The organism is Bacillus sp. RSS_NA_20 (assembly GCF_020165915.1).
GTDB lineage: Bacteria > Bacillota > Bacilli > Bacillales > Bacillaceae > Bacillus > Bacillus altitudinis.
In genome coordinates, this window is sequence record NZ_JAIUKW010000003.1 from 1041099 (window position 1) to 1060718 (window position 19620).

Sequence of the window (19620 nt, forward strand, 5' to 3'; positions counted from 1 at the left end):
CCTTGCATACTAACATACGTGTTCCTCAAGGGTCTTGAGGGTGCATTTCCAACGTCTGCCCATAAGTCTCTTTCAGCCGGTGAAGACTCTTTCTGTGATGGACGATAACATTGTACTTCTCCCTCGCAACGATTTTCCTTATATTTGTTTAATGCGGTTTAATACCGTCTCTTTACCTAGTAGTTCAATACTTTGCGGAAGCTCTGGGCCATGCGTTTGTCCAGTGACAGCCACACGAATTGGCATGAATAGTTTCTTACCTTTATGCCCTGTTTCTTTTTGTACCGCTTTAATGGCAGCTTTGATTTCATCAGGTGTGAAAGACTCAAGACGTTCAAGCTGACCTGCAAACGAAGCCATCACTTCTGGTACTTGCTCTTCTGCAAGAACTTCCTTTGCCTCTTGATTATACTCAATTTGTTCCTTAAAGAACAACTCTGTTAACTCAACAATTTCTGCTCCGTAGCTCAATTGCTCGTGGTATAGAGAAATGAGTTTGCGCACCCACGTGTTTTCTTCTTCTGTCAGCTGCTCACTTACCTTGCCTGCCTTTTGAAGATGTGGAAGTGTAAGTGCCACAACTTGATCAAGATCAAGTACTTTCACGTATTGGTTATTCACCCATTTTAGTTTATGCATATCAAATAGAGCTGGTGACTTAGAAAGTCGATTGACATCGAAAATATCGATGAACTGCTCTTTTGTAAATAGTTCCTCTTCACCAACTGGAGACCATCCAAGCAGTGCAATGAAGTTAAACAAAGCTTCTGGTAAATAGCCCAAGTTCTTATACTGTTCGATGAACTGGATAATTGATTCATCACGCTTGCTTAATTTCTTGCGGTTCTCGTTTACAATCAGCGTCATATGTCCGAACAGCGGAACATCCCAGCCAAATGCATTGAAGACCATAATTTGTTTAGGTGTATTCGAGATATGATCCTCACCGCGAAGAATGTGAGTCATTTTCATCAAATGATCATCCACCGCTACAGCGAAGTTATACGTTGGCGTACCATCTTTCTTCACAATAACAAAGTCACCGATGCCGTCTGTTTCAAATGAAATCTCGCCTTTGACCATATCGTCAAATTTGATGATTTCTCCTTTAGGCACTCGGAAGCGGATGCTTGGCTCTCTTCCTTCAGCAATCAGCTTGTCCTCTTCTTCTTTTGATAAATGACTGCATTTACCAGAATATCGAGGCATTTCACTGCGGGCAATTTGTGCTTCACGCTCTTCTTCTAGTTCTTCAGCCGTACAATAGCACTTATACGCCAAGTCTTTCGCTAGCAGCTCGTCATAATATTTTTTGTAAATATCATTACGCTCTGATTGTCTGTAAGGACCGTAGCCGCCATCTTTATCAATGCTCTCGTCCCAATCAATCCCGAGCCATTGCAGGTGGCGAAGCTGGCTTTCTTCTCCGCCTTCTACATTACGCTTTTGATCCGTATCCTCGATTCGAATAATAAATTTGCCGCCTTGGCTGCGTGCGAACAAATAGTTGAAAAGAGCCGTTCTAGCATTCCCAATATGTAAATGACCAGTTGGACTCGGTGCATAACGAACACGCACTTCATTTCCCATGAGTTTAACTTCCTTTCATCTGCATCATGTTGTCTGACACCAATTTTTTATAAACGTATTTTATCATCAAAACCCATTCTCATCAAAACGGATTTTACTTTTTCTGAAGAAGTACGGTTGCTTGAGAGGCAATTCCTTCGCCTCTTCCTGTAAATCCAAGTTTCTCTGTCGTTGTTGCTTTGACATTCACCTGTGTGACATCTGCCTCAAGAGCTTCTGCGATTTTCTCACACATTGGCTGAATGTATGGTGCCATCTTTGGTTTTTGCGCCATGATCGTGCAATCGATATTCACCAGTGTATAGCCTTTTTCTTTTACAAGTGCCCACACGTGCTGAAGTAATTTAAAAGAGTCTGCATCTTTAAACTCCGGATCCGTGTCTGGGAAATGTCTGCCGATATCTCCTTCTGCAATCGCACCTAGGCAGGCATCCGCCACAGTATGAAGCAGTACATCCGCATCTGAATGCCCAAGTAGACCCTTTTCATAAGGGATCGTCACACCGCCAATAATAAGAGGTCTTCCCTCTGTTAATTGATGCACATCAAAACCTTGTCCTATTCTAAACATGTTCTAGTACCCTCTTTCCGCATCCATAATTGCCTTAGCAACCAATAAATCATCCGGTGTTGTCAGTTTAATATTGGTATAGTCTCCTTGGACAATATACACACTCTCACCGTGTAATTGTTCCACAAGACTGGCGTCATCTGTTCCAAGAAAGCCTGTCCGCTCCGCATGTTCATGCGCTTCTTTTAAAATAGAATGACGAAAAGCTTGTGGGGTCTGGACTGCCCACAAGCTCTGACGTTCAATGGTTTGTTCCACTTTGCCTTCTTGAACGCGTTTGATTGTGTCTTTCACTGGTACCGCTACGACTGCGGAGCCTTTTTCAATCGCTGCTTTAACGAGCAAGTCAATCTGTGTATGCTTAATAAAAGGCCTTGCGCCATCATGAACAAGCACGATGTCCGCATCTTGCACAGCCTTCAATCCTTCGTATACACTTTGCTGCCGTTCTTCACCGCCAGTGACAAGTGAAACAGGCGTTTGAAAAGCGTGTACCTTCAGTAGCCTTTCAAAGTCACGACGCTCTTCTTCATTGATCGCTAAGATCATGCGTCTGCATTGTGAATGAGCGTCAAACACCTTCAGTGTGTGGATGATGACCGGCATTCTTTTCAATTCAATAAAAAGTTTATTGCGGCCGGCCTTCATTCGCTTCCCCTGCCCCGCAGCCGGAATAACTACTTCATAATACATGTTCGTTCTCCCTTTAGAGCGCCTTCTCCAGAAGTTTTGGCTTCGCAAAAATCATTCTTCCAGCAGCAGTTTGCAGCACACTCGTGACGAGCACATCAATGTCTTTTCCAATATAATTGCGTCCTTCTTCGACCACAATCATCGTACCGTCATCTAAGTAAGCAACACCTTGGTTATGCTCTTTCCCATCTTTAATGACCTGTACCTTCATTTCTTCCCCAGGCAGCACAACCGGTTTGACTGCATTGGCTAGATCATTGATGTTTAACACTGCTACTTTTTGAAGTTCGCATACTTTATTTAAATTAAAATCATTTGTCACAACAACACCTGAAGTTAACTTAGCGAGTTTCACAAGCTTGCTGTCAACCTCTTGAATATCTTCAAAGTCACCTTCGTAAATTTCAACTTTAATATCCAGTTCTTTTTGGATACGATTTAAAATATCAAGACCTCTTCGGCCTCTATTTCTCTTTAATACATCAGAAGAGTCTGCAATATGCTGTAATTCCTCGAGTACAAATTGAGGAATGACCATCACACCTTCTAGGAATCCAGTTTGACAAATATCTGCGATTCTTCCATCAATGATAACACTTGTGTCTAAAATTTTCAGCTTTTTATCTTCTATTTCAGGTTCATCATCAGCTGCTCCTTTTTTCTTTGTGACCTTTGCAGATCGAGAGAACAGCCCCATCATTTCATCCTTCTTCTTAAACCCTACCTGAAATCCAAGGTATCCTAAAAAGAAAGCCAGGAAAATCGGAATAATGGTACCAAAAATATGATATGGGATATTGTTTAGCGGGATCACGTTTACAATAAGATATGCTAGAATAAGTCCAAATACTAAACCGAAACTTCCAGATATAAGATCAGGAAGAGGCGCCTTCAATAGAGAATCCTCGATCCATTTCACCCAATTAACCACATAGCCTGTGCACCATTTACCAATGATAAAGAACACAGCGGCTCCTATTAGTGCTGAAGAGTAAGCATTTGTTATGAAAGGTATGTCCTTCAAATTTAACAGCAGAAATAACTCTGGAATGATAAAAATCCCTACAACTGCACCGAAAATGATAAAAAACGCCTGAACGATTCTTTTTAACATACCTTCACCTCCTTTATTTTTCATCTGTCAATCCACCTTCATCTGACATTGATATATGCTTAAGTTTCCTATCATCATGAACAGAAAACAAAACCATCATTAATATACCCATATTCATCCATTTTTAACCGTATTTAAGAAAAATTTCTCTTTTTATAGCTGACGGTCGATATAATGTTTTTCTTGCAGTCTTTTTAATCCTTTTTTTATCTTTTTCGCTCTTACTTCTCCAATTCCTTCTACTTCATCCAAATCTTGTACATCTGCTTCCATAATTCGATCTAGCACACCAAATGCTTCGACCACGTTTTCAACGATTGGCATAGGCAGTCTAGGGATTTTATGAAGTAATCTGTATCCTCTAGTGTACACATATTCGTCAATATTTGTAGATGCTGGATAGCCAAGTAACTTGTACAAAATGGAGTCATCTAAAAGTTCAAAGCTCGACATATCTTGTAGCTGTTTCAGCAGCACATATGGATCTTTGATCTTTTCTTTCACGTAATCTTTAATAAATAAAGCCGCTTCCTGCTCCATATCTGTAATCAGCTCATTGACTTGCAGACGGATCAAGTGTCCTTCTGTCCCAAGCTCTTTGATATACATATTGATTTCATTTTTGATTCTAAGTACCATTTCATAACGATGTAGCACGGATAATACATCACCAAAGGTCACAAGCTCTTCAAATTCTAAGGCGCTTAACGCAGAAATGGCATGATCTAAAATGGTTTTATATTTCTCAAGTGTTTGTATCGCTTGGTTGGCCTTCGTCAAAATAAAACCAATATCTTTCAGCGTATATCGTCGATTCCCTTGGTATAAGGTAATGACGTTCCGACGTTCAGAAATGGCAATGATTAAGCAACCTGTCTGCTTTGCTACACGTTCAGCCGTTCGGTGTCTCATGCCTGTTTCTGATGAATGAATGGTTGCATCCGGCATGAGCTGTGTATTCGCATACAAGATTTTTTGACCAGAGTCACTTAAAATAATCGCCCCATCCATCTTCGCCAATTCATATAAATGTGCTGGGGAGAAAGCAGAATTAATATGAAATCCTCCATCTACCACACTTTTCACTTTATCGTTATAACCAACAACAATGAGCCCTCCAGTATTGGCTCTTAGGACGTTTTCAATCCCTGCCCGCAGGGGTGTCCCCGGTGCCACAAACTGGACAATATCTAAGAGATCGACTTCTCTCGCTCCTTTTTTCTCTTTTTCCATTTCTATGATCCCCCTAGTGAAATACGAAGTGCCTCTGCTACATTTTCTACACCGACTAATTCAATCCCTCTCGGTTTTTTCCATCCATCTATATTCGCCTGAGGAATAAACATTCTCTTAAATCCTAGTTTAGCAGCTTCCTGCACACGCTGTTCAATTCTTGATACTCTTCTGACTTCTCCCGTCAGACCCACTTCTCCTATAAAGCAATCTGCTTGATGCGGCGCTGCATCTTTAAAGCTTGATGCAATACTGACGGCAATAGCCAAATCAATCGCTGGTTCGTCAAGTTTCACACCACCTGCGACCTTTAAATAGGCATCTTGGTTTTGCAGCAGCAGCCCTACCCGTTTTTCTAAAACGGCCATAAGCAATGACACTCGGTTATGATCAAGGCCAGTAGCCATTCTCCGTGGATTCCCAAAACTCGTCGGTGAAATAAGTGCTTGTATCTCCACTAGAACAGGTCTTGTTCCTTCCATTGAGGCAACAACACACGATCCAGATACACCTGCTGACCGCTCTTCTAAGAAGATTTCTGATGGGTTTAATACCTCTGTGAGCCCTTCCTCTCTCATTTCAAAAATCCCTAATTCATTCGTTGAACCAAAACGGTTTTTCACTGCCCGTAAAATACGAAACGTATGATGGCGCTCCCCTTCAAAATAAAGAACTGTATCCACCATATGCTCTAAAAGGCGCGGCCCAGCAATCGAGCCTTCCTTCGTCACATGACCAACAATAAAAATAGGAATACCATTCGTCTTGGCAATTTTCATCAGCTGCGCAGTGCATTCCCTCACCTGAGAAACAGATCCAGGAGCTGACGTGATATCGCTTTGATAAACGGTTTGAATTGAATCGACCACAACAAAAGCGGGTTTCATCTCTTGTATAGCAGACGTTATATACTCCATATCGGTTTCAGCCAAAACATGTAAAGAGGCACTTTCAATACCGAGACGGTCCGCCCTAAGCTTCGTTTGTTTGATTGATTCCTCACCAGATATGTATAACACATTCTGATTTTGATCTGATAGCTGTGCTGAAACTTGTAATAATAGTGTGGACTTCCCAATCCCAGGATCACCGCCAATAAGAACGAGTGAACCTTTGACAATTCCACTTCCTAATACTCGGTTAAATTCTTCTAAATTCGTTTTAATTCGGGGTTCTTCGGATGTTTCAATTGCAGATATAGGTGAAGGTTTTTGAATGGTTTGAACAGAATGATTAAACGCACTTCGACGATTTGCCGGCTCTTTACGAACAACCTCTTCTGTCATACTGTTCCAAGTGCCGCAGCCAGGACATTTCCCCATCCATTTGGCTGACTCATAACCGCACGATTGGCATATAAATTTTGATTTTGACTTAGCCATAGATTGAAGAATACAACTCCTTATACTGGTCAGAAAATAAGTAAAGGGAGGCATCCAACTTACTGGTATGCCTCACACTTTTTTCTTACTATATTAGTTCGTAGCAGCCGTTGCTTTTACGACAATTTCTCCATCTTCTACATCTAATACGATATGTTGGCCCTTCTCAATATTGCCTTTCAGCAATTCCTCAGAAAGTCGATCCTCGACGTGCTTTTGAATCGCTCTTCTTAGCGGACGAGCACCATACTCAAGATCTACGCCTTCGTCGGCAATCTTGGCTTTTGCTGCTTCCGTCAATTCAATTGAAAGGTCCTGCTCTTTTAGTCGTTTTGTCAATTGATCAGACATGAGAGACACAATCTCTTTTAGATGTTTCTTTTCGAGTGAGTGGAAGACAATGATTTCATCAATACGGTTGATGAACTCCGGTCTAAACGCACGTTTCAACTCACCCATTACTTTGCCTTTCATATCTTTGTAATTTTGACTTTCATCCTGCACGTTAAAGCCAACATATTTATTGCGCTTCAGCTCACTAGCTCCAACGTTTGAAGTCATAATCAAAATCGTATTTCTAAAGTCAACAGTACGACCTTTAGAATCAGTGAGACGACCATCTTCTAGCACTTGAAGTAAGATGTTAAACACATCAGGGTGCGCCTTTTCAATCTCATCTAGAAGCACGACAGAATACGGCTTTCTTCTCACTTTTTCAGTCAGCTGGCCGCCCTCATCATAACCCACATAGCCTGGAGGTGATCCAACAAGTCTTGAAGTCGAGTGTTTTTCCATGTACTCGGACATATCAATACGAATCATCGCTTCTTCATCACCGAAGATAGACTCAGCGAGTGCTCTTGCAAGCTCAGTCTTACCAACACCTGTTGGCCCTAAGAAAATAAAGGAGCCAATCGGACGTTTCGGATCTTTTAGTCCAGCACGGGCACGTCTTACAGCTTTTGCAACAGCAACAACTGCTTCATCCTGTCCAATGACGCGAGAGTGGAGCAATTGTTCCATGTTCAGGAGCTTATCTGTTTCTGTTTGGGCAATTTTCGAAACAGGTACACCCGTCCAGCTAGAAACAACCATTGCGATATCATCAACAGAAACCTCTGAATTCTCTTGTCCCTGCTTTTCTTTCCAAGATTTCTTCGTCACTTCTACCTTTTCGCGCAAACGTTGCTCCGTATCACGAAGAGAAGCGGCTTTTTCAAATTCTTGACTTTGAACAGCTGCATCCTTTTCCTTGCGTACTTCATCCAGCTTTTGCTCAAGTTCCTTTAGGTTAGGCGGTGTTGTGAAAGAACGTAAACGAACTTTTGAACCCGCCTCATCAATTAAGTCGATCGCCTTATCTGGAAGGAAACGATCAGAGATATAACGATCAGAAAGCTTTACCGCCGCCTCAATGGCTTCATCTGTAATAGACACACGGTGATGTGCTTCATAACGGTCTCTAAGCCCTCTTAAAATTTGAATACTTTCATCAACAGACGGCTGATCCACTTGAATTGGCTGGAATCGACGTTCAAGTGCTGCATCCTTTTCAATATATTTACGGTACTCATCTAACGTTGTTGCCCCGATACATTGAAGCTCACCACGTGCTAAAGATGGTTTTAGAATATTAGAGGCATCAATCGCACCCTCTGCTCCACCTGCACCAATCAGTGTATGAAGTTCATCAATGAAGAGAATGATATTTCCAGCCTGACGGATTTCGTCCATGACTTTTTTCAAACGATCCTCGAATTCACCACGATATTTCGTTCCCGCTACAACGGTTCCCATATCAAGTGTCATGACTCGTTTATCACGCAGAATCTCAGGCACTTCGTTGTGAATAATTTGCTGTGCGAGGCCTTCTGCGATCGCTGTTTTACCAACACCAGGCTCTCCAATCAGCACAGGGTTATTCTTTGTTCTTCTACTTAATACCTCAATGACACGCTGGATTTCTTTGCTACGGCCAATCACAGGGTCCAAGCTGTCCTCTTTCGCAATAGCCGTTAAGTCTCTTGCCAAGCTATCTAAAGTTGGTGTATTGGCATTGCTATTAGATCCTGCCGCAGATGCACCCGTTTCATTGCTGCCTAGAAGCTGCAATACTTGCTGGCGTGCTTTATTTAAGCTCACTCCGAGGTTATTTAAGACACGGGCAGCTACACCCTCTCCCTCACGAATAAGACCTAAAAGAATATGTTCTGTCCCTACATAGGAATGACCAAGCTTTCTCGCTTCATCCATAGAAAGCTCCGTAACCTTCTTCGCTCTAGGTGTGTAATGAGGAATAGCTTGAGACACCTCTTGCCCTCTTCCAATCAAGCTCTCGACTTCTTTTTGGATTTTATCTGAAACAAGGCCCAGTGCTTCTAATGCTTTTGCGGCGATGCCCTCACCTTCACGTACAAGACCAAGTAAAATATGCTCTGTTCCGATGTTCTTATGGCCTAGGCGAATGGCTTCTTCTTGTGCAAGTGCTAATACCTTTTGAGCTCTTTCAGTGAATCTTCCAAACATCATATCGTTTCATCCTCCTGTCCATTCCTATGCATTTCTAAGCGCAGCCTTTCTCTGATAATTGCTGCTCGTTTTATATCTCTTTCATTTGGTTCCAAGGCTCCTCCTGAATATTGCTGAAGGAAGCCAGGCTGTGTCAAAATCATGAGTTCATTCAGTATATTACTTGAAAGCCCCTTAATGATACCTAAATCAATTCCAAGTCGCACATCTGACAAACACTTAGCCGTTTCCTTAGATTCAATCATGCGACAATTAGCCAAAATCCCCAAGGAACGGTACACTCTGTCTTCAAGTTCAATTTTAGACGTCTGATATAATGCCTTACGTGCAGATCGCTCTTGTTCAATGAGCTGCGCCGTCACACTATTCAAGTCATCTACAATATCTTCTTCTGATTGACCCAGTGTCATTTGATTTGAAATTTGAAAGATGTTTCCTATTGCTTCGCTACCCTCACCATAAATTCCTCTGACCACAAGACCTAATTGATTAATTGCAGGAATAATGCGATTCATTTGTCTTGTCAGGGCTAATGCTGGTAAGTGCATCATGACTGAAGCCCTAATACCTGTACCTACATTGGTCGGACAGCTCGTTAAGTATCCTCGCTTTTCAGAAAACGCATAATCCACTTGCTCTTCAATCCAGTCATCTATTTGGTTAGCTGCTTTTAGTGCATTAGCCAGCTGAAATCCTGGGAACAAGCATTGAATACGAATATGGTCTTCCTCATTCAGCATGACACTGATTTCTTCATTTTCTGAAAGCAAACAGCCGCCAAATCTTGATTCTGCTAAATTGGGGCTAATCAAATGCTTTTCAACAAGTACCCTTTTAGCCAAAGGCTGCGTGTCATTCATTCGAATCAGAACAAAGTTTCCAATGTCCTTCACTTCCTGGCTCGCAAACTTTTGCTCGAATTGCTGAAGAACAGCTTCAGCCTCCTCTTGAGAAAACTGAGTTGGGAAACGAACATGCTCTAGATTGCGTGCCAGCCGAATACGACTGCTTAGAACAATGTCACTTTCTGGTCCTTTCTGTTTCATCCATTGACTTAATGCGTCTTGAATAAAATGCTGGAGCGACATGTCGTTAATCTCCCTCCCTCTGCTGAGATTGCTCATGCTCTAACGCACGAATTTGATCTCGAACTTCCGCTGCTTTTTCAAACTCTTCCTGTTCAATCAGCTGCTTCAGTTCTTGCTGCATTAACTCAAGTTTCCGGCGAACATGCAGACTGCCGGCAATCCGTTTAGGGACTTTTCCATTATGGACTGTATTTCCACTATGGACTTTCCTTAAAACAGGATTTAAATACTGATCAAAGGTTCGATAACATTCTGCACAGCCAAAACGGCCTGTTTTCCTGAATTGCTGAAAAGTTAAGCCACACTTAGGACATTGATCCACTTCTCTTGCCTCTTGAAAAATAGATGATCCTTTATTCGCACTTGTGGTAAAGCTAGGATCAATATTCAATAAGCCTGATAATAAGTTGTGAATCGAGAAACCTTGGTTTCCACTCATAGCATATGAATCACTGTTTTCTTTTGCACATTGTTCACATATGTGCATTTCTTGTTTTTCTCCATTTATTACTTTCGTAAAGTGAAAAGTGGCTGGTCTCTCATTGCATTCTTGACAAATCAATCTTTTCACCCGCTTTACTTTAATTTCAAAGCATTTAACATCGCTTTCATCATCCGAGCCCGCAGTTCATCTCGTTCAGGTAAATCAATGTGTAAAACAGAACGGTCCATGACACTAATCATCATCTTTGCTTCTCTTTCGGATAAAATGTTGTTCTCAACAAGACGCATGATGATATGATCAGATGCAGCCTGTGATAAACGATGATATATTTGGGAAATAATGTTGTTCAATAAATCGACTTCATCATTTATTTTGACTTTAATGATACGGATATAGCCACCGCCGCCACGCTTACTTTCGACGATATAACCTCTTTCGCTCGTAAAGCGTGTATTGATAACATAGTTAATTTGTGAAGGTACGCATTGAAACTTATCTGCAATTTCATTGCGTTTAATTTCTAATATTTCTCGACCATTCTGATCCAAGACTTCCTTCAAATACTGCTCGATGATATCAGAAATATTTTGTGCCACTCCGCCTCCTCCTCCATTGACTTTGACTATATTTGACTTTAATCTTACTATAAATTTTTTCGATCGATTTTTCAAGATAATCGCTCAACTAACAATATTATTTCCACATTTATCTGGTGCCAAACCTCCCAAAAACACAAAAAAGACCAGTTCCGATTGGAACTGATCCTTTGAAAAGCTTGGCGGCGTCCTACTCTCACAGGGGGAAACCCCCAACTACCATCGGCGCTGAAGAGCTTAACTTCCGTGTTCGGTATGGGAACGGGTGTGACCTCTTCGCTATCGCCACCAAACCTGATGGAGAGAATGTTCTCTCAAAACTAGATAACAACGTTCATTTTTCACATTAGAATATAGGTTAAGTCCTCGATCTATTAGTATCTGTCAGCTCCACGTGTCACCACGCTTCCACCTCAGACCTATCAACCTGATCATCTTTCAGGGATCTTACTTCCTTGCGGAATGGGAAATCTCATCTTGAGGGGGGCTTCATGCTTAGATGCTTTCAGCACTTATCCCGTCCGCACATAGCTACCCAGCGATGCCCTTGGCAGAACAACTGGTACACCAGCGGTGCGTCCATCCCGGTCCTCTCGTACTAAGGACAGCTCCTCTCAAATTTCCTGCGCCCGCGACGGATAGGGACCGAACTGTCTCACGACGTTCTGAACCCAGCTCGCGTACCGCTTTAATGGGCGAACAGCCCAACCCTTGGGACCGACTACAGCCCCAGGATGCGATGAGCCGACATCGAGGTGCCAAACCTCCCCGTCGATGTGGACTCTTGGGGGAGATAAGCCTGTTATCCCCGGGGTAGCTTTTATCCGTTGAGCGATGGCCCTTCCATGCGGAACCACCGGATCACTAAGCCCGACTTTCGTCCCTGCTCGACTTGTAGGTCTCGCAGTCAAGCTCCCTTGTGCCTTTACACTCTGCGAATGATTTCCAACCATTCTGAGGGAACCTTTGGGCGCCTCCGTTACATTTTAGGAGGCGACCGCCCCAGTCAAACTGCCCACCTGACACTGTCTCCCTGCCCGATAAGGGCAGCGGGTTAGAAGGTCAATACAGCCAGGGTAGTATCCCACCGATGCCTCCACCGAAGCTAGCGCTCCGGTTTCCAAGGCTCCTACCTATCCTGTACAAGCTGTACCAACATTCAATATCAGGCTGCAGTAAAGCTCCACGGGGTCTTTCCGTCCTGTCGCGGGTAACCTGCATCTTCACAGGTACTATAATTTCACCGAGTCTCTCGTTGAGACAGTGCCCAGATCGTTGCGCCTTTCGTGCGGGTCGGAACTTACCCGACAAGGAATTTCGCTACCTTAGGACCGTTATAGTTACGGCCGCCGTTTACTGGGGCTTCAATTCGCACCTTCGCTTACGCTAAGCGCTCCTCTTAACCTTCCAGCACCGGGCAGGCGTCAGCCCCTATACTTCGCCTTACGGCTTCGCAGAGACCTGTGTTTTTGCTAAACAGTCGCCTGGGCCTATTCACTGCGGCTTCTCGGGGCTTTAACACCCTAAGAAGCACCCCTTCTCCCGAAGTTACGGGGTCATTTTGCCGAGTTCCTTAACGAGAGTTCTCTCGATCACCTTAGGATTCTCTCCTCGCCTACCTGTGTCGGTTTGCGGTACGGGCACCTCTCACCTCGCTAGAGGCTTTTCTTGGCAGTGTGGAATCAGGAACTTCGCTACTAAATTTCGCTCGCCATCACAGCTCAGCCTTCACGGGAAACGGATTTGCCTATTTCCCAGCCTAACTGCTTGGACGCGGATATCCAATACCGCGCTTACCCTATCCTCCTGCGTCCCCCCATTGCTCAAATGGTGAGGAGGTGGTACAGGAATATCAACCTGTTGTCCATCGCCTACGCCTTTCGGCCTCGGCTTAGGTCCCGACTAACCCTGAGCGGACGAGCCTTCCTCAGGAAACCTTAGGCATTCGGTGGACGGGATTCTCACCCGTCTTTCGCTACTCATACCGGCATTCTCACTTCTAAGCGCTCCACCAGTCCTTCCGGTCTGACTTCACTGCACTTAGAACGCTCTCCTACCACTGTTCGTAAGAACAGTCCGCAGCTTCGGTGATACGTTTAGCCCCGGTACATTTTCGGCGCAGAGTCACTCGACCAGTGAGCTATTACGCACTCTTTAAATGGTGGCTGCTTCTAAGCCAACATCCTGGTTGTCTAAGCAACTCCACATCCTTTTCCACTTAACGTATACTTTGGGACCTTAGCTGGCGGTCTGGGCTGTTTCCCTTTCGACTACGGATCTTATCACTCGCAGTCTGACTCCCAAGGATAAGTCATCGGCATTCGGAGTTTGACTGAATTCGGTAACCCGGTAGGGGCCCCTAGTCCAATCAGTGCTCTACCTCCGAGACTCTTACCTTGAGGCTAGCCCTAAAGCTATTTCGGAGAGAACCAGCTATCTCCAGGTTCGATTGGCATTTCACCCCTACCCACACCTCATCCCCGCACTTTTCAACGTGCGTGGGTTCGGGCCTCCATTCAGTGTTACCTGAACTTCACCCTGGACATGGGTAGATCACCTGGTTTCGGGTCTACGACCACGTACTCATGCGCCCTATTCAGACTCGCTTTCGCTGCGGCTCCGCATCTTCTGCTTAACCTTGCACGGGATCGTAACTCGCCGGTTCATTCTACAAAAGGCACGCCATCACCCGTTAACGGGCTCTGACTACTTGTAGGCACACGGTTTCAGGATCTATTTCACTCCCCTTCCGGGGTGCTTTTCACCTTTCCCTCACGGTACTGGTTCACTATCGGTCACTAGGGAGTATTTAGCCTTGGGAGATGGTCCTCCCGGATTCCGACGGAATTTCACGTGTTCCGCCGTACTCAGGATCCACTCTGGAGAGAACAACATTTCAGTTACAGGGCTGTTACCTTCTTTGGCGGGCCTTTCCAGACCTCTTCGCTTATATCGTTCCTTTGTAACTCCGTATAGAGTGTCCTACAACCCCAAGAGGCAAGCCTCTTGGTTTGGGCTGTTCCCGTTTCGCTCGCCGCTACTCAGGGAATCGCATTTGCTTTCTCTTCCTCCGGGTACTTAGATGTTTCAGTTCCCCGGGTATGCCTTCTCATACTCTATGTATTCAAGTATGGATACTACTCCATTACGAGCAGTGGGTTTCCCCATTCGGAAATCTCCGGATCAAAGCTTGCTTACAGCTCCCCGAAGCATATCGGTGTTCGTCCCGTCCTTCATCGGCTCCTAGTGCCAAGGCATCCACCGTGCGCCCTTTCTAACTTAACCATTTCTTACTTTAGAAAGAATCACTATGTGTGATGAACTTTGCATTGCATTCAATGTGAATGTATTACTTATTGTTATCTAGTTTTCAAAGAACAATCCTGTCTCGCTAGAGACATGTTTGAAGGAATGATCCTTCAAAACTAAACAAGACGAAAAACGTACGCTGCTCCATATATCCTTAGAAAGGAGGTGATCCAGCCGCACCTTCCGATACGGCTACCTTGTTACGACTTCACCCCAATCATCTGCCCCACCTTCGGCGGCTGGCTCCATAAAGGTTACCTCACCGACTTCGGGTGTTGCAAACTCTCGTGGTGTGACGGGCGGTGTGTACAAGGCCCGGGAACGTATTCACCGCGGCATGCTGATCCGCGATTACTAGCGATTCCAGCTTCACGCAGTCGAGTTGCAGACTGCGATCCGAACTGAGAACAGATTTGTGGGATTGGCTAAACCTTGCGGTCTCGCAGCCCTTTGTTCTGTCCATTGTAGCACGTGTGTAGCCCAGGTCATAAGGGGCATGATGATTTGACGTCATCCCCACCTTCCTCCGGTTTGTCACCGGCAGTCACCTTAGAGTGCCCAACTGAATGCTGGCAACTAAGATCAAGGGTTGCGCTCGTTGCGGGACTTAACCCAACATCTCACGACACGAGCTGACGACAACCATGCACCACCTGTCACTCTGTCCCCGAAGGGAAAGCCCTATCTCTAGGGTTGTCAGAGGATGTCAAGACCTGGTAAGGTTCTTCGCGTTGCTTCGAATTAAACCACATGCTCCACCGCTTGTGCGGGCCCCCGTCAATTCCTTTGAGTTTCAGTCTTGCGACCGTACTCCCCAGGCGGAGTGCTTAATGCGTTAGCTGCAGCACTAAGGGGCGGAAACCCCCTAACACTTAGCACTCATCGTTTACGGCGTGGACTACCAGGGTATCTAATCCTGTTCGCTCCCCACGCTTTCGCTCCTCAGCGTCAGTTACAGACCAGAGAGTCGCCTTCGCCACTGGTGTTCCTCCACATCTCTACGCATTTCACCGCTACACGTGGAATTCCACTCTCCTCTTCTGCACTCAAGTTTCCCAGTTTCCAATGACCCTCCCCGGTTGAGCCGGGGGCTTTCACATCAGACTTAAGAAACCGCCTGCGAGCCCTTTACGCCCAATAATTCCGGACAACGCTTGCCACCTACGTATTACCGCGGCTGCTGGCACGTAGTTAGCCGTGGCTTTCTGGTTAGGTACCGTCAAGGTGCAAGCAGTTACTCTTGCACTTGTTCTTCCCTAACAACAGAGCTTTACGATCCGAAAACCTTCATCACTCACGCGGCGTTGCTCCGTCAGACTTTCGTCCATTGCGGAAGATTCCCTACTGCTGCCTCCCGTAGGAGTCTGGGCCGTGTCTCAGTCCCAGTGTGGCCGATCACCCTCTCAGGTCGGCTACGCATCGTCGCCTTGGTGAGCCGTTACCTCACCAACTAGCTAATGCGCCGCGGGTCCATCTGTAAGTGACAGCCGAAACCGTCTTTCATCCTTGAACCATGCGGTTCAAGGAACTATCCGGTATTAGCTCCGGTTTCCCGGAGTTATCCCAGTCTTACAGGCAGGTTACCCACGTGTTACTCACCCGTCCGCCGCTAACATCCGGGAGCAAGCTCCCTTCTGTCCGCTCGACTTGCATGTATTAGGCACGCCGCCAGCGTTCGTCCTGAGCCAGGATCAAACTCTCCGAAAAAGTACAAAACCGAAGTTTTGTTTTTCGTCAGCGTTTGACTGACTACCTATGATGTATCATAGGATTTTTTTATAAAAACTCGAATTAACAGGTACGTTTTGTCTTGTTTAGTTTTCAAAGATCATATTGGTGGAGCCTAGCGGGATCGAACCGCTGACCTCCTGCGTGCAAGGCAGGCGCTCTCCCAGCTGAGCTAAGGCCCCATAAAAGATGGTCGGGAAGACAGGATTCGAACCTGCGACCCCTTGGTCCCAAACCAAGTGCTCTACCAAGCTGAGCTACTTCCCGATCTTAATGGCGCGCCCGAGAGGAGTCGAACCCCTAACCTTTTGATCCGTAGTCAAACGCTCTATCCAATTGAGCTACGGGCGCTTATTTTATAATGCCGAGGGCCGGACTTGAACCGGCACGGTAGTCACCTACCGCAGGATTTTAAGTCCTGTGTGTCTGCCAATTCCACCACCCCGGCGTGGATGGTATAAGCGGAAGACGGGATTCGAACCCGCGACCCCCACCTTGGCAAGGTGGTGTTCTACCACTGAACTACTTCCGCATTACAGGATTTCTTTATGTTGTTTGGCAATGCGGGTGAAGGGACTTGAACCCCCACGTCATAAAGACACTAGATCCTAAGTCTAGCGCGTCTGCCAATTCCGCCACACCCGCATGAAAATGGTGAGCCATGAAGGACTCGAACCTTCGACCCTCTGATTAAAAGTCAGATGCTCTACCAACTGAGCTAATGGCTCGCTTTTAAAGCGACTTGTCTATCTTACCATATGAAAGTGGTGCCGGCAAGAGGACTTGAACCCCCAACCTACTGATTACAAGTCAGTTGCTCTACCAGTTGAGCTACACCGGCTTTATCTATCCTAACATTATGTAAGAATAAATATGGTGGAGGATGACGGGCTCGAACCGCCGACCCTCTGCTTGTAAGGCAGATGCTCTCCCAGCTGAGCTAATCCTCCATATTGTGTCGTTTCGAATGTCTCTCGATCTGACAAATAGTATTATATAACGATAAGATATTGTTTGTAAAGACTTTTTTAAAATAATTTTTGAATTTATTTTAAAGCTGTTTTTTCACATCTTTTCGTTAAGGCACCTAAAGAAGTTTACCACTTGTCTCTTCATTTTAAAAGCCTTTTTTTCATTTTTTTATGTTTTTTTGTTAAAAAGGGTATTAATAGCGCTTTCTCAAAGTAAAAACAGCTCTTTTAAAGCTGAAAAATGTTTGTTTTATTCCTTAAATCCTCAGATAACGTGCATATAGAAACGAATTTTTTTATTATTTTATTTTTCCGAGAAACCATTTTGTATATTTGCTTTATATTCAATTGATAATGTTCCCTTGCATCATCAATTATTTTGTTGCTTAACTCAAATCTTCTTCCTCTCTCTCATTAGAAAACCAAGATGCCCTTTGCTCTCTTATGTAGGTTTCAATGATCTAGCAGCAAGCGCAGTTCGCTACATATGGTTGCCAGAGGAGAAGATCCTTTTTAGACATGTTTACTCTTTTGATGTTGACTCTTAGCAAGATGAGCGAGCGACGAGATTGAATGATAAGAATTTTATAGAATGTCTAGAATTCCAGTGAAGGGGATGAAATCAATGAGTTATTGAGAATGTAGTGAAAGACCACTATTTTCAATATAAATAGATATATCATTTATTAAAACACAAAAAAGACCAGTTCCGACTGGAACTGATCCTTTGAAAAGCTTGGCGGCGTCCTACTCTCACAGGGGGAAACCCCCAACTACCATCGGCGCTGAAGAGCTTAACTTCCGTGTTCGGTATGGGAACGGGTGTGACCTCTTCGCTATCGCCACCAAACCTGATGGAGAGAATGTTCTCTCAAAACTAGATAACAACGTTCATTTTTCACATTAGAATATAGGTTAAGTCCTCGATCTATTAGTATCTGTCAGCTCCACGTGTCACCACGCTTCCACCTCAGACCTATCAACCTGATCATCTTTCAGGGATCTTACTTCCTTGCGGAATGGGAAATCTCATCTTGAGGGGGGCTTCATGCTTAGATGCTTTCAGCACTTATCCCGTCCGCACATAGCTACCCAGCGATGCCCTTGGCAGAACAACTGGTACACCAGCGGTGCGTCCATCCCGGTCCTCTCGTACTAAGGACAGCTCCTCTCAAATTTCCTGCGCCCGCGACGGATAGGGACCGAACTGTCTCACGACGTTCTGAACCCAGCTCGCGTACCGCTTTAATGGGCGAACAGCCCAACCCTTGGGACCGACTACAGCCCCAGGATGCGATGAGCCGACATCGAGGTGCCAAACCTCCCCGTCGATGTGGACTCTTGGGGGAGATAAGCCTGTTATCCCCGGGGTAGCTTTTATCCGTTGAGCGATGGCCCTTCCATGCGGAACCACCGGATCACTAAGCCCGACTTTCGTCCCTGCTCGACTTGTAGGTCTCGCAGTCAAGCTCCCTTGTGCCTTTACACTCTGCGAATGATTTCCAACCATTCTGAGGGAACCTTTGGGCGCCTCCGTTACATTTTAGGAGGCGACCGCCCCAGTCAAACTGCCCACCTGACACTGTCTCCCTGCCCGATAAGGGCAGCGGGTTAGAAGGTCAATACAGCCAGGGTAGTATCCCACCGATGCCTCCACCGAAGCTAGCGCTCCGGTTTCCAAGGCTCCTACCTATCCTGTACAAGCTGTACCAACATTCAATATCAGGCTGCAGTAAAGCTCCACGGGGTCTTTCCGTCCTGTCGCGGGTAACCTGCATCTTCACAGGTACTATAATTTCACCGAGTCTCTCGTTGAGACAGTGCCCAGATCGTTGCGCCTTTCGTGCGGGTCGGAACTTACCCGACAAGGAATTTCGCTACCTTAGGACCGTTATAGTTACGGCCGCCGTTTACTGGGGCTTCAATTCGCACCTTCGCTTACGCTAAGCGCTCCTCTTAACCTTCCAGCACCGGGCAGGCGTCAGCCCCTATACTTCGCCTTACGGCTTCGCAGAGACCTGTGTTTTTGCTAAACAGTCGCCTGGGCCTATTCACTGCGGCTTCTCGGGGCTTTAACACCCTAAGAAGCACCCCTTCTCCCGAAGTTACGGGGTCATTTTGCCGAGTTCCTTAACGAGAGTTCTCTCGATCACCTTAGGATTCTCTCCTCGCCTACCTGTGTCGGTTTGCGGTACGGGCACCTCTCACCTCGCTAGAGGCTTTTCTTGGCAGTGTGGAATCAGGAACTTCGCTACTAAATTTCGCTCGCCATCACAGCTCAGCCTTCACGGGAAACGGATTTGCCTATTTCCCAGCCTAACTGCTTGGACGCGGATATCCAATACCGCGCTTACCCTATCCTCCTGCGTCC

General features: G+C 45.4%; 10 protein-coding genes, 9 tRNA genes, 5 rRNA genes and 1 other annotated feature (1 of these 25 cut by a window edge). All 24 genes read right to left on the reverse strand.

The genetic code is table 11. The features are described 5' to 3' along the window. Positions 1–138: a binding site (T-box leader), on the reverse strand (it extends 92 nt beyond the left edge of the window). Further along, positions 139–1590, reverse strand: a complete 1452-nt coding sequence (gltX, locus tag LCD32_RS05365) for a glutamate--tRNA ligase (RefSeq protein WP_060780676.1) — start codon at positions 1588–1590, stop codon at positions 139–141. Between the two features lie 94 nt (positions 1591–1684). Next, positions 1685–2161: a 2-C-methyl-D-erythritol 2,4-cyclodiphosphate synthase gene (gene ispF, locus LCD32_RS05370; protein WP_007496273.1), complete on the reverse strand. Its 477-nt coding sequence runs from the start codon at positions 2159–2161 to the stop codon at positions 1685–1687. Between the two features lie 3 nt (positions 2162–2164). After that, complete coding sequence (gene ispD, locus LCD32_RS05375; RefSeq protein ID WP_008345432.1) at positions 2165–2854, reverse strand: 2-C-methyl-D-erythritol 4-phosphate cytidylyltransferase; 690 nt, start codon at positions 2852–2854, stop codon at positions 2165–2167. 13 nt (positions 2855–2867) lie between these two features. Then, the gene (locus LCD32_RS05380) at positions 2868–3968 is read right to left on the reverse strand and encodes a PIN/TRAM domain-containing protein (protein ID WP_047946821.1); all 1101 of its coding nucleotides are present in this window, start codon (positions 3966–3968) and stop codon (positions 2868–2870) included. 153 nt (positions 3969–4121) lie between these two features. Then, positions 4122–5201, reverse strand: a complete 1080-nt coding sequence (disA, locus tag LCD32_RS05385) for a DNA integrity scanning diadenylate cyclase DisA (protein ID WP_007496267.1) — start codon at positions 5199–5201, stop codon at positions 4122–4124. A gap of 2 nt (positions 5202–5203) precedes the next feature. Beyond that, positions 5204–6583 carry a DNA repair protein RadA gene (radA, locus tag LCD32_RS05390; protein ID WP_017359160.1) on the reverse strand — a complete coding sequence of 460 codons (1380 nt, stop codon included), beginning with the start codon at positions 6581–6583 and terminating at the stop codon, positions 5204–5206. A gap of 93 nt (positions 6584–6676) precedes the next feature. Continuing rightward, positions 6677–9112, reverse strand: a complete 2436-nt coding sequence (gene clpC / locus LCD32_RS05395) for an ATP-dependent protease ATP-binding subunit ClpC (RefSeq protein WP_007496263.1) — start codon at positions 9110–9112, stop codon at positions 6677–6679. Further along, complete coding sequence (locus LCD32_RS05400; protein WP_008345444.1) at positions 9109–10200, reverse strand: protein arginine kinase; 1092 nt, start codon at positions 10198–10200, stop codon at positions 9109–9111. The genes clpC and LCD32_RS05400 overlap by 4 nt, the downstream gene beginning before the upstream one ends. 4 nt (positions 10201–10204) lie before the next feature. After that, a complete protein-coding gene (locus tag LCD32_RS05405) occupies positions 10205–10762 on the reverse strand; it encodes a UvrB/UvrC motif-containing protein (protein ID WP_007496258.1) in 558 nt (185 codons plus the stop codon). 14 nt (positions 10763–10776) lie between these two features. Further along, positions 10777–11241, reverse strand: a complete 465-nt coding sequence (locus LCD32_RS05410) for a CtsR family transcriptional regulator (protein ID WP_035391577.1) — start codon at positions 11239–11241, stop codon at positions 10777–10779. Between the two features lie 177 nt (positions 11242–11418). Then, positions 11419–11534 (reverse strand): 5S ribosomal RNA (rrf, locus tag LCD32_RS05415). A gap of 61 nt (positions 11535–11595) precedes the next feature. After that, positions 11596–14526 (reverse strand): 23S ribosomal RNA (locus LCD32_RS05420). 182 nt (positions 14527–14708) lie between these two features. Continuing rightward, positions 14709–16257, reverse strand: a 16S ribosomal RNA gene (locus LCD32_RS05425). 127 nt (positions 16258–16384) lie between these two features. After that, a tRNA-Ala gene (locus tag LCD32_RS05430) sits at positions 16385–16460 on the reverse strand. A gap of 8 nt (positions 16461–16468) precedes the next feature. After that, positions 16469–16545, reverse strand: a tRNA-Pro gene (locus LCD32_RS05435). A gap of 7 nt (positions 16546–16552) precedes the next feature. Further along, positions 16553–16629, reverse strand: a tRNA-Arg gene (locus tag LCD32_RS05440). 11 nt (positions 16630–16640) lie between these two features. Continuing rightward, positions 16641–16726 (reverse strand) — tRNA-Leu (locus LCD32_RS05445). A 12-nt stretch (positions 16727–16738) separates the two neighbouring features. Continuing rightward, a tRNA-Gly gene (locus LCD32_RS05450) sits at positions 16739–16810 on the reverse strand. A 30-nt stretch (positions 16811–16840) separates the two neighbouring features. After that, positions 16841–16923: transfer RNA gene (locus tag LCD32_RS05455), tRNA-Leu, on the reverse strand. A 7-nt stretch (positions 16924–16930) separates the two neighbouring features. Then, positions 16931–17006 (reverse strand) — tRNA-Lys (locus LCD32_RS05460). Positions 17007–17043: 37 nt separating this feature from the next. After that, positions 17044–17119, reverse strand: a tRNA-Thr gene (locus LCD32_RS05465). A 33-nt stretch (positions 17120–17152) separates the two neighbouring features. Continuing rightward, a tRNA-Val gene (locus LCD32_RS05470) sits at positions 17153–17228 on the reverse strand. A 755-nt stretch (positions 17229–17983) separates the two neighbouring features. Beyond that, positions 17984–18099, reverse strand: a 5S ribosomal RNA gene (rrf, locus tag LCD32_RS05475). Between the two features lie 61 nt (positions 18100–18160). Beyond that, positions 18161–19620 (reverse strand): 23S ribosomal RNA (locus tag LCD32_RS05480); the annotation flags it as partial.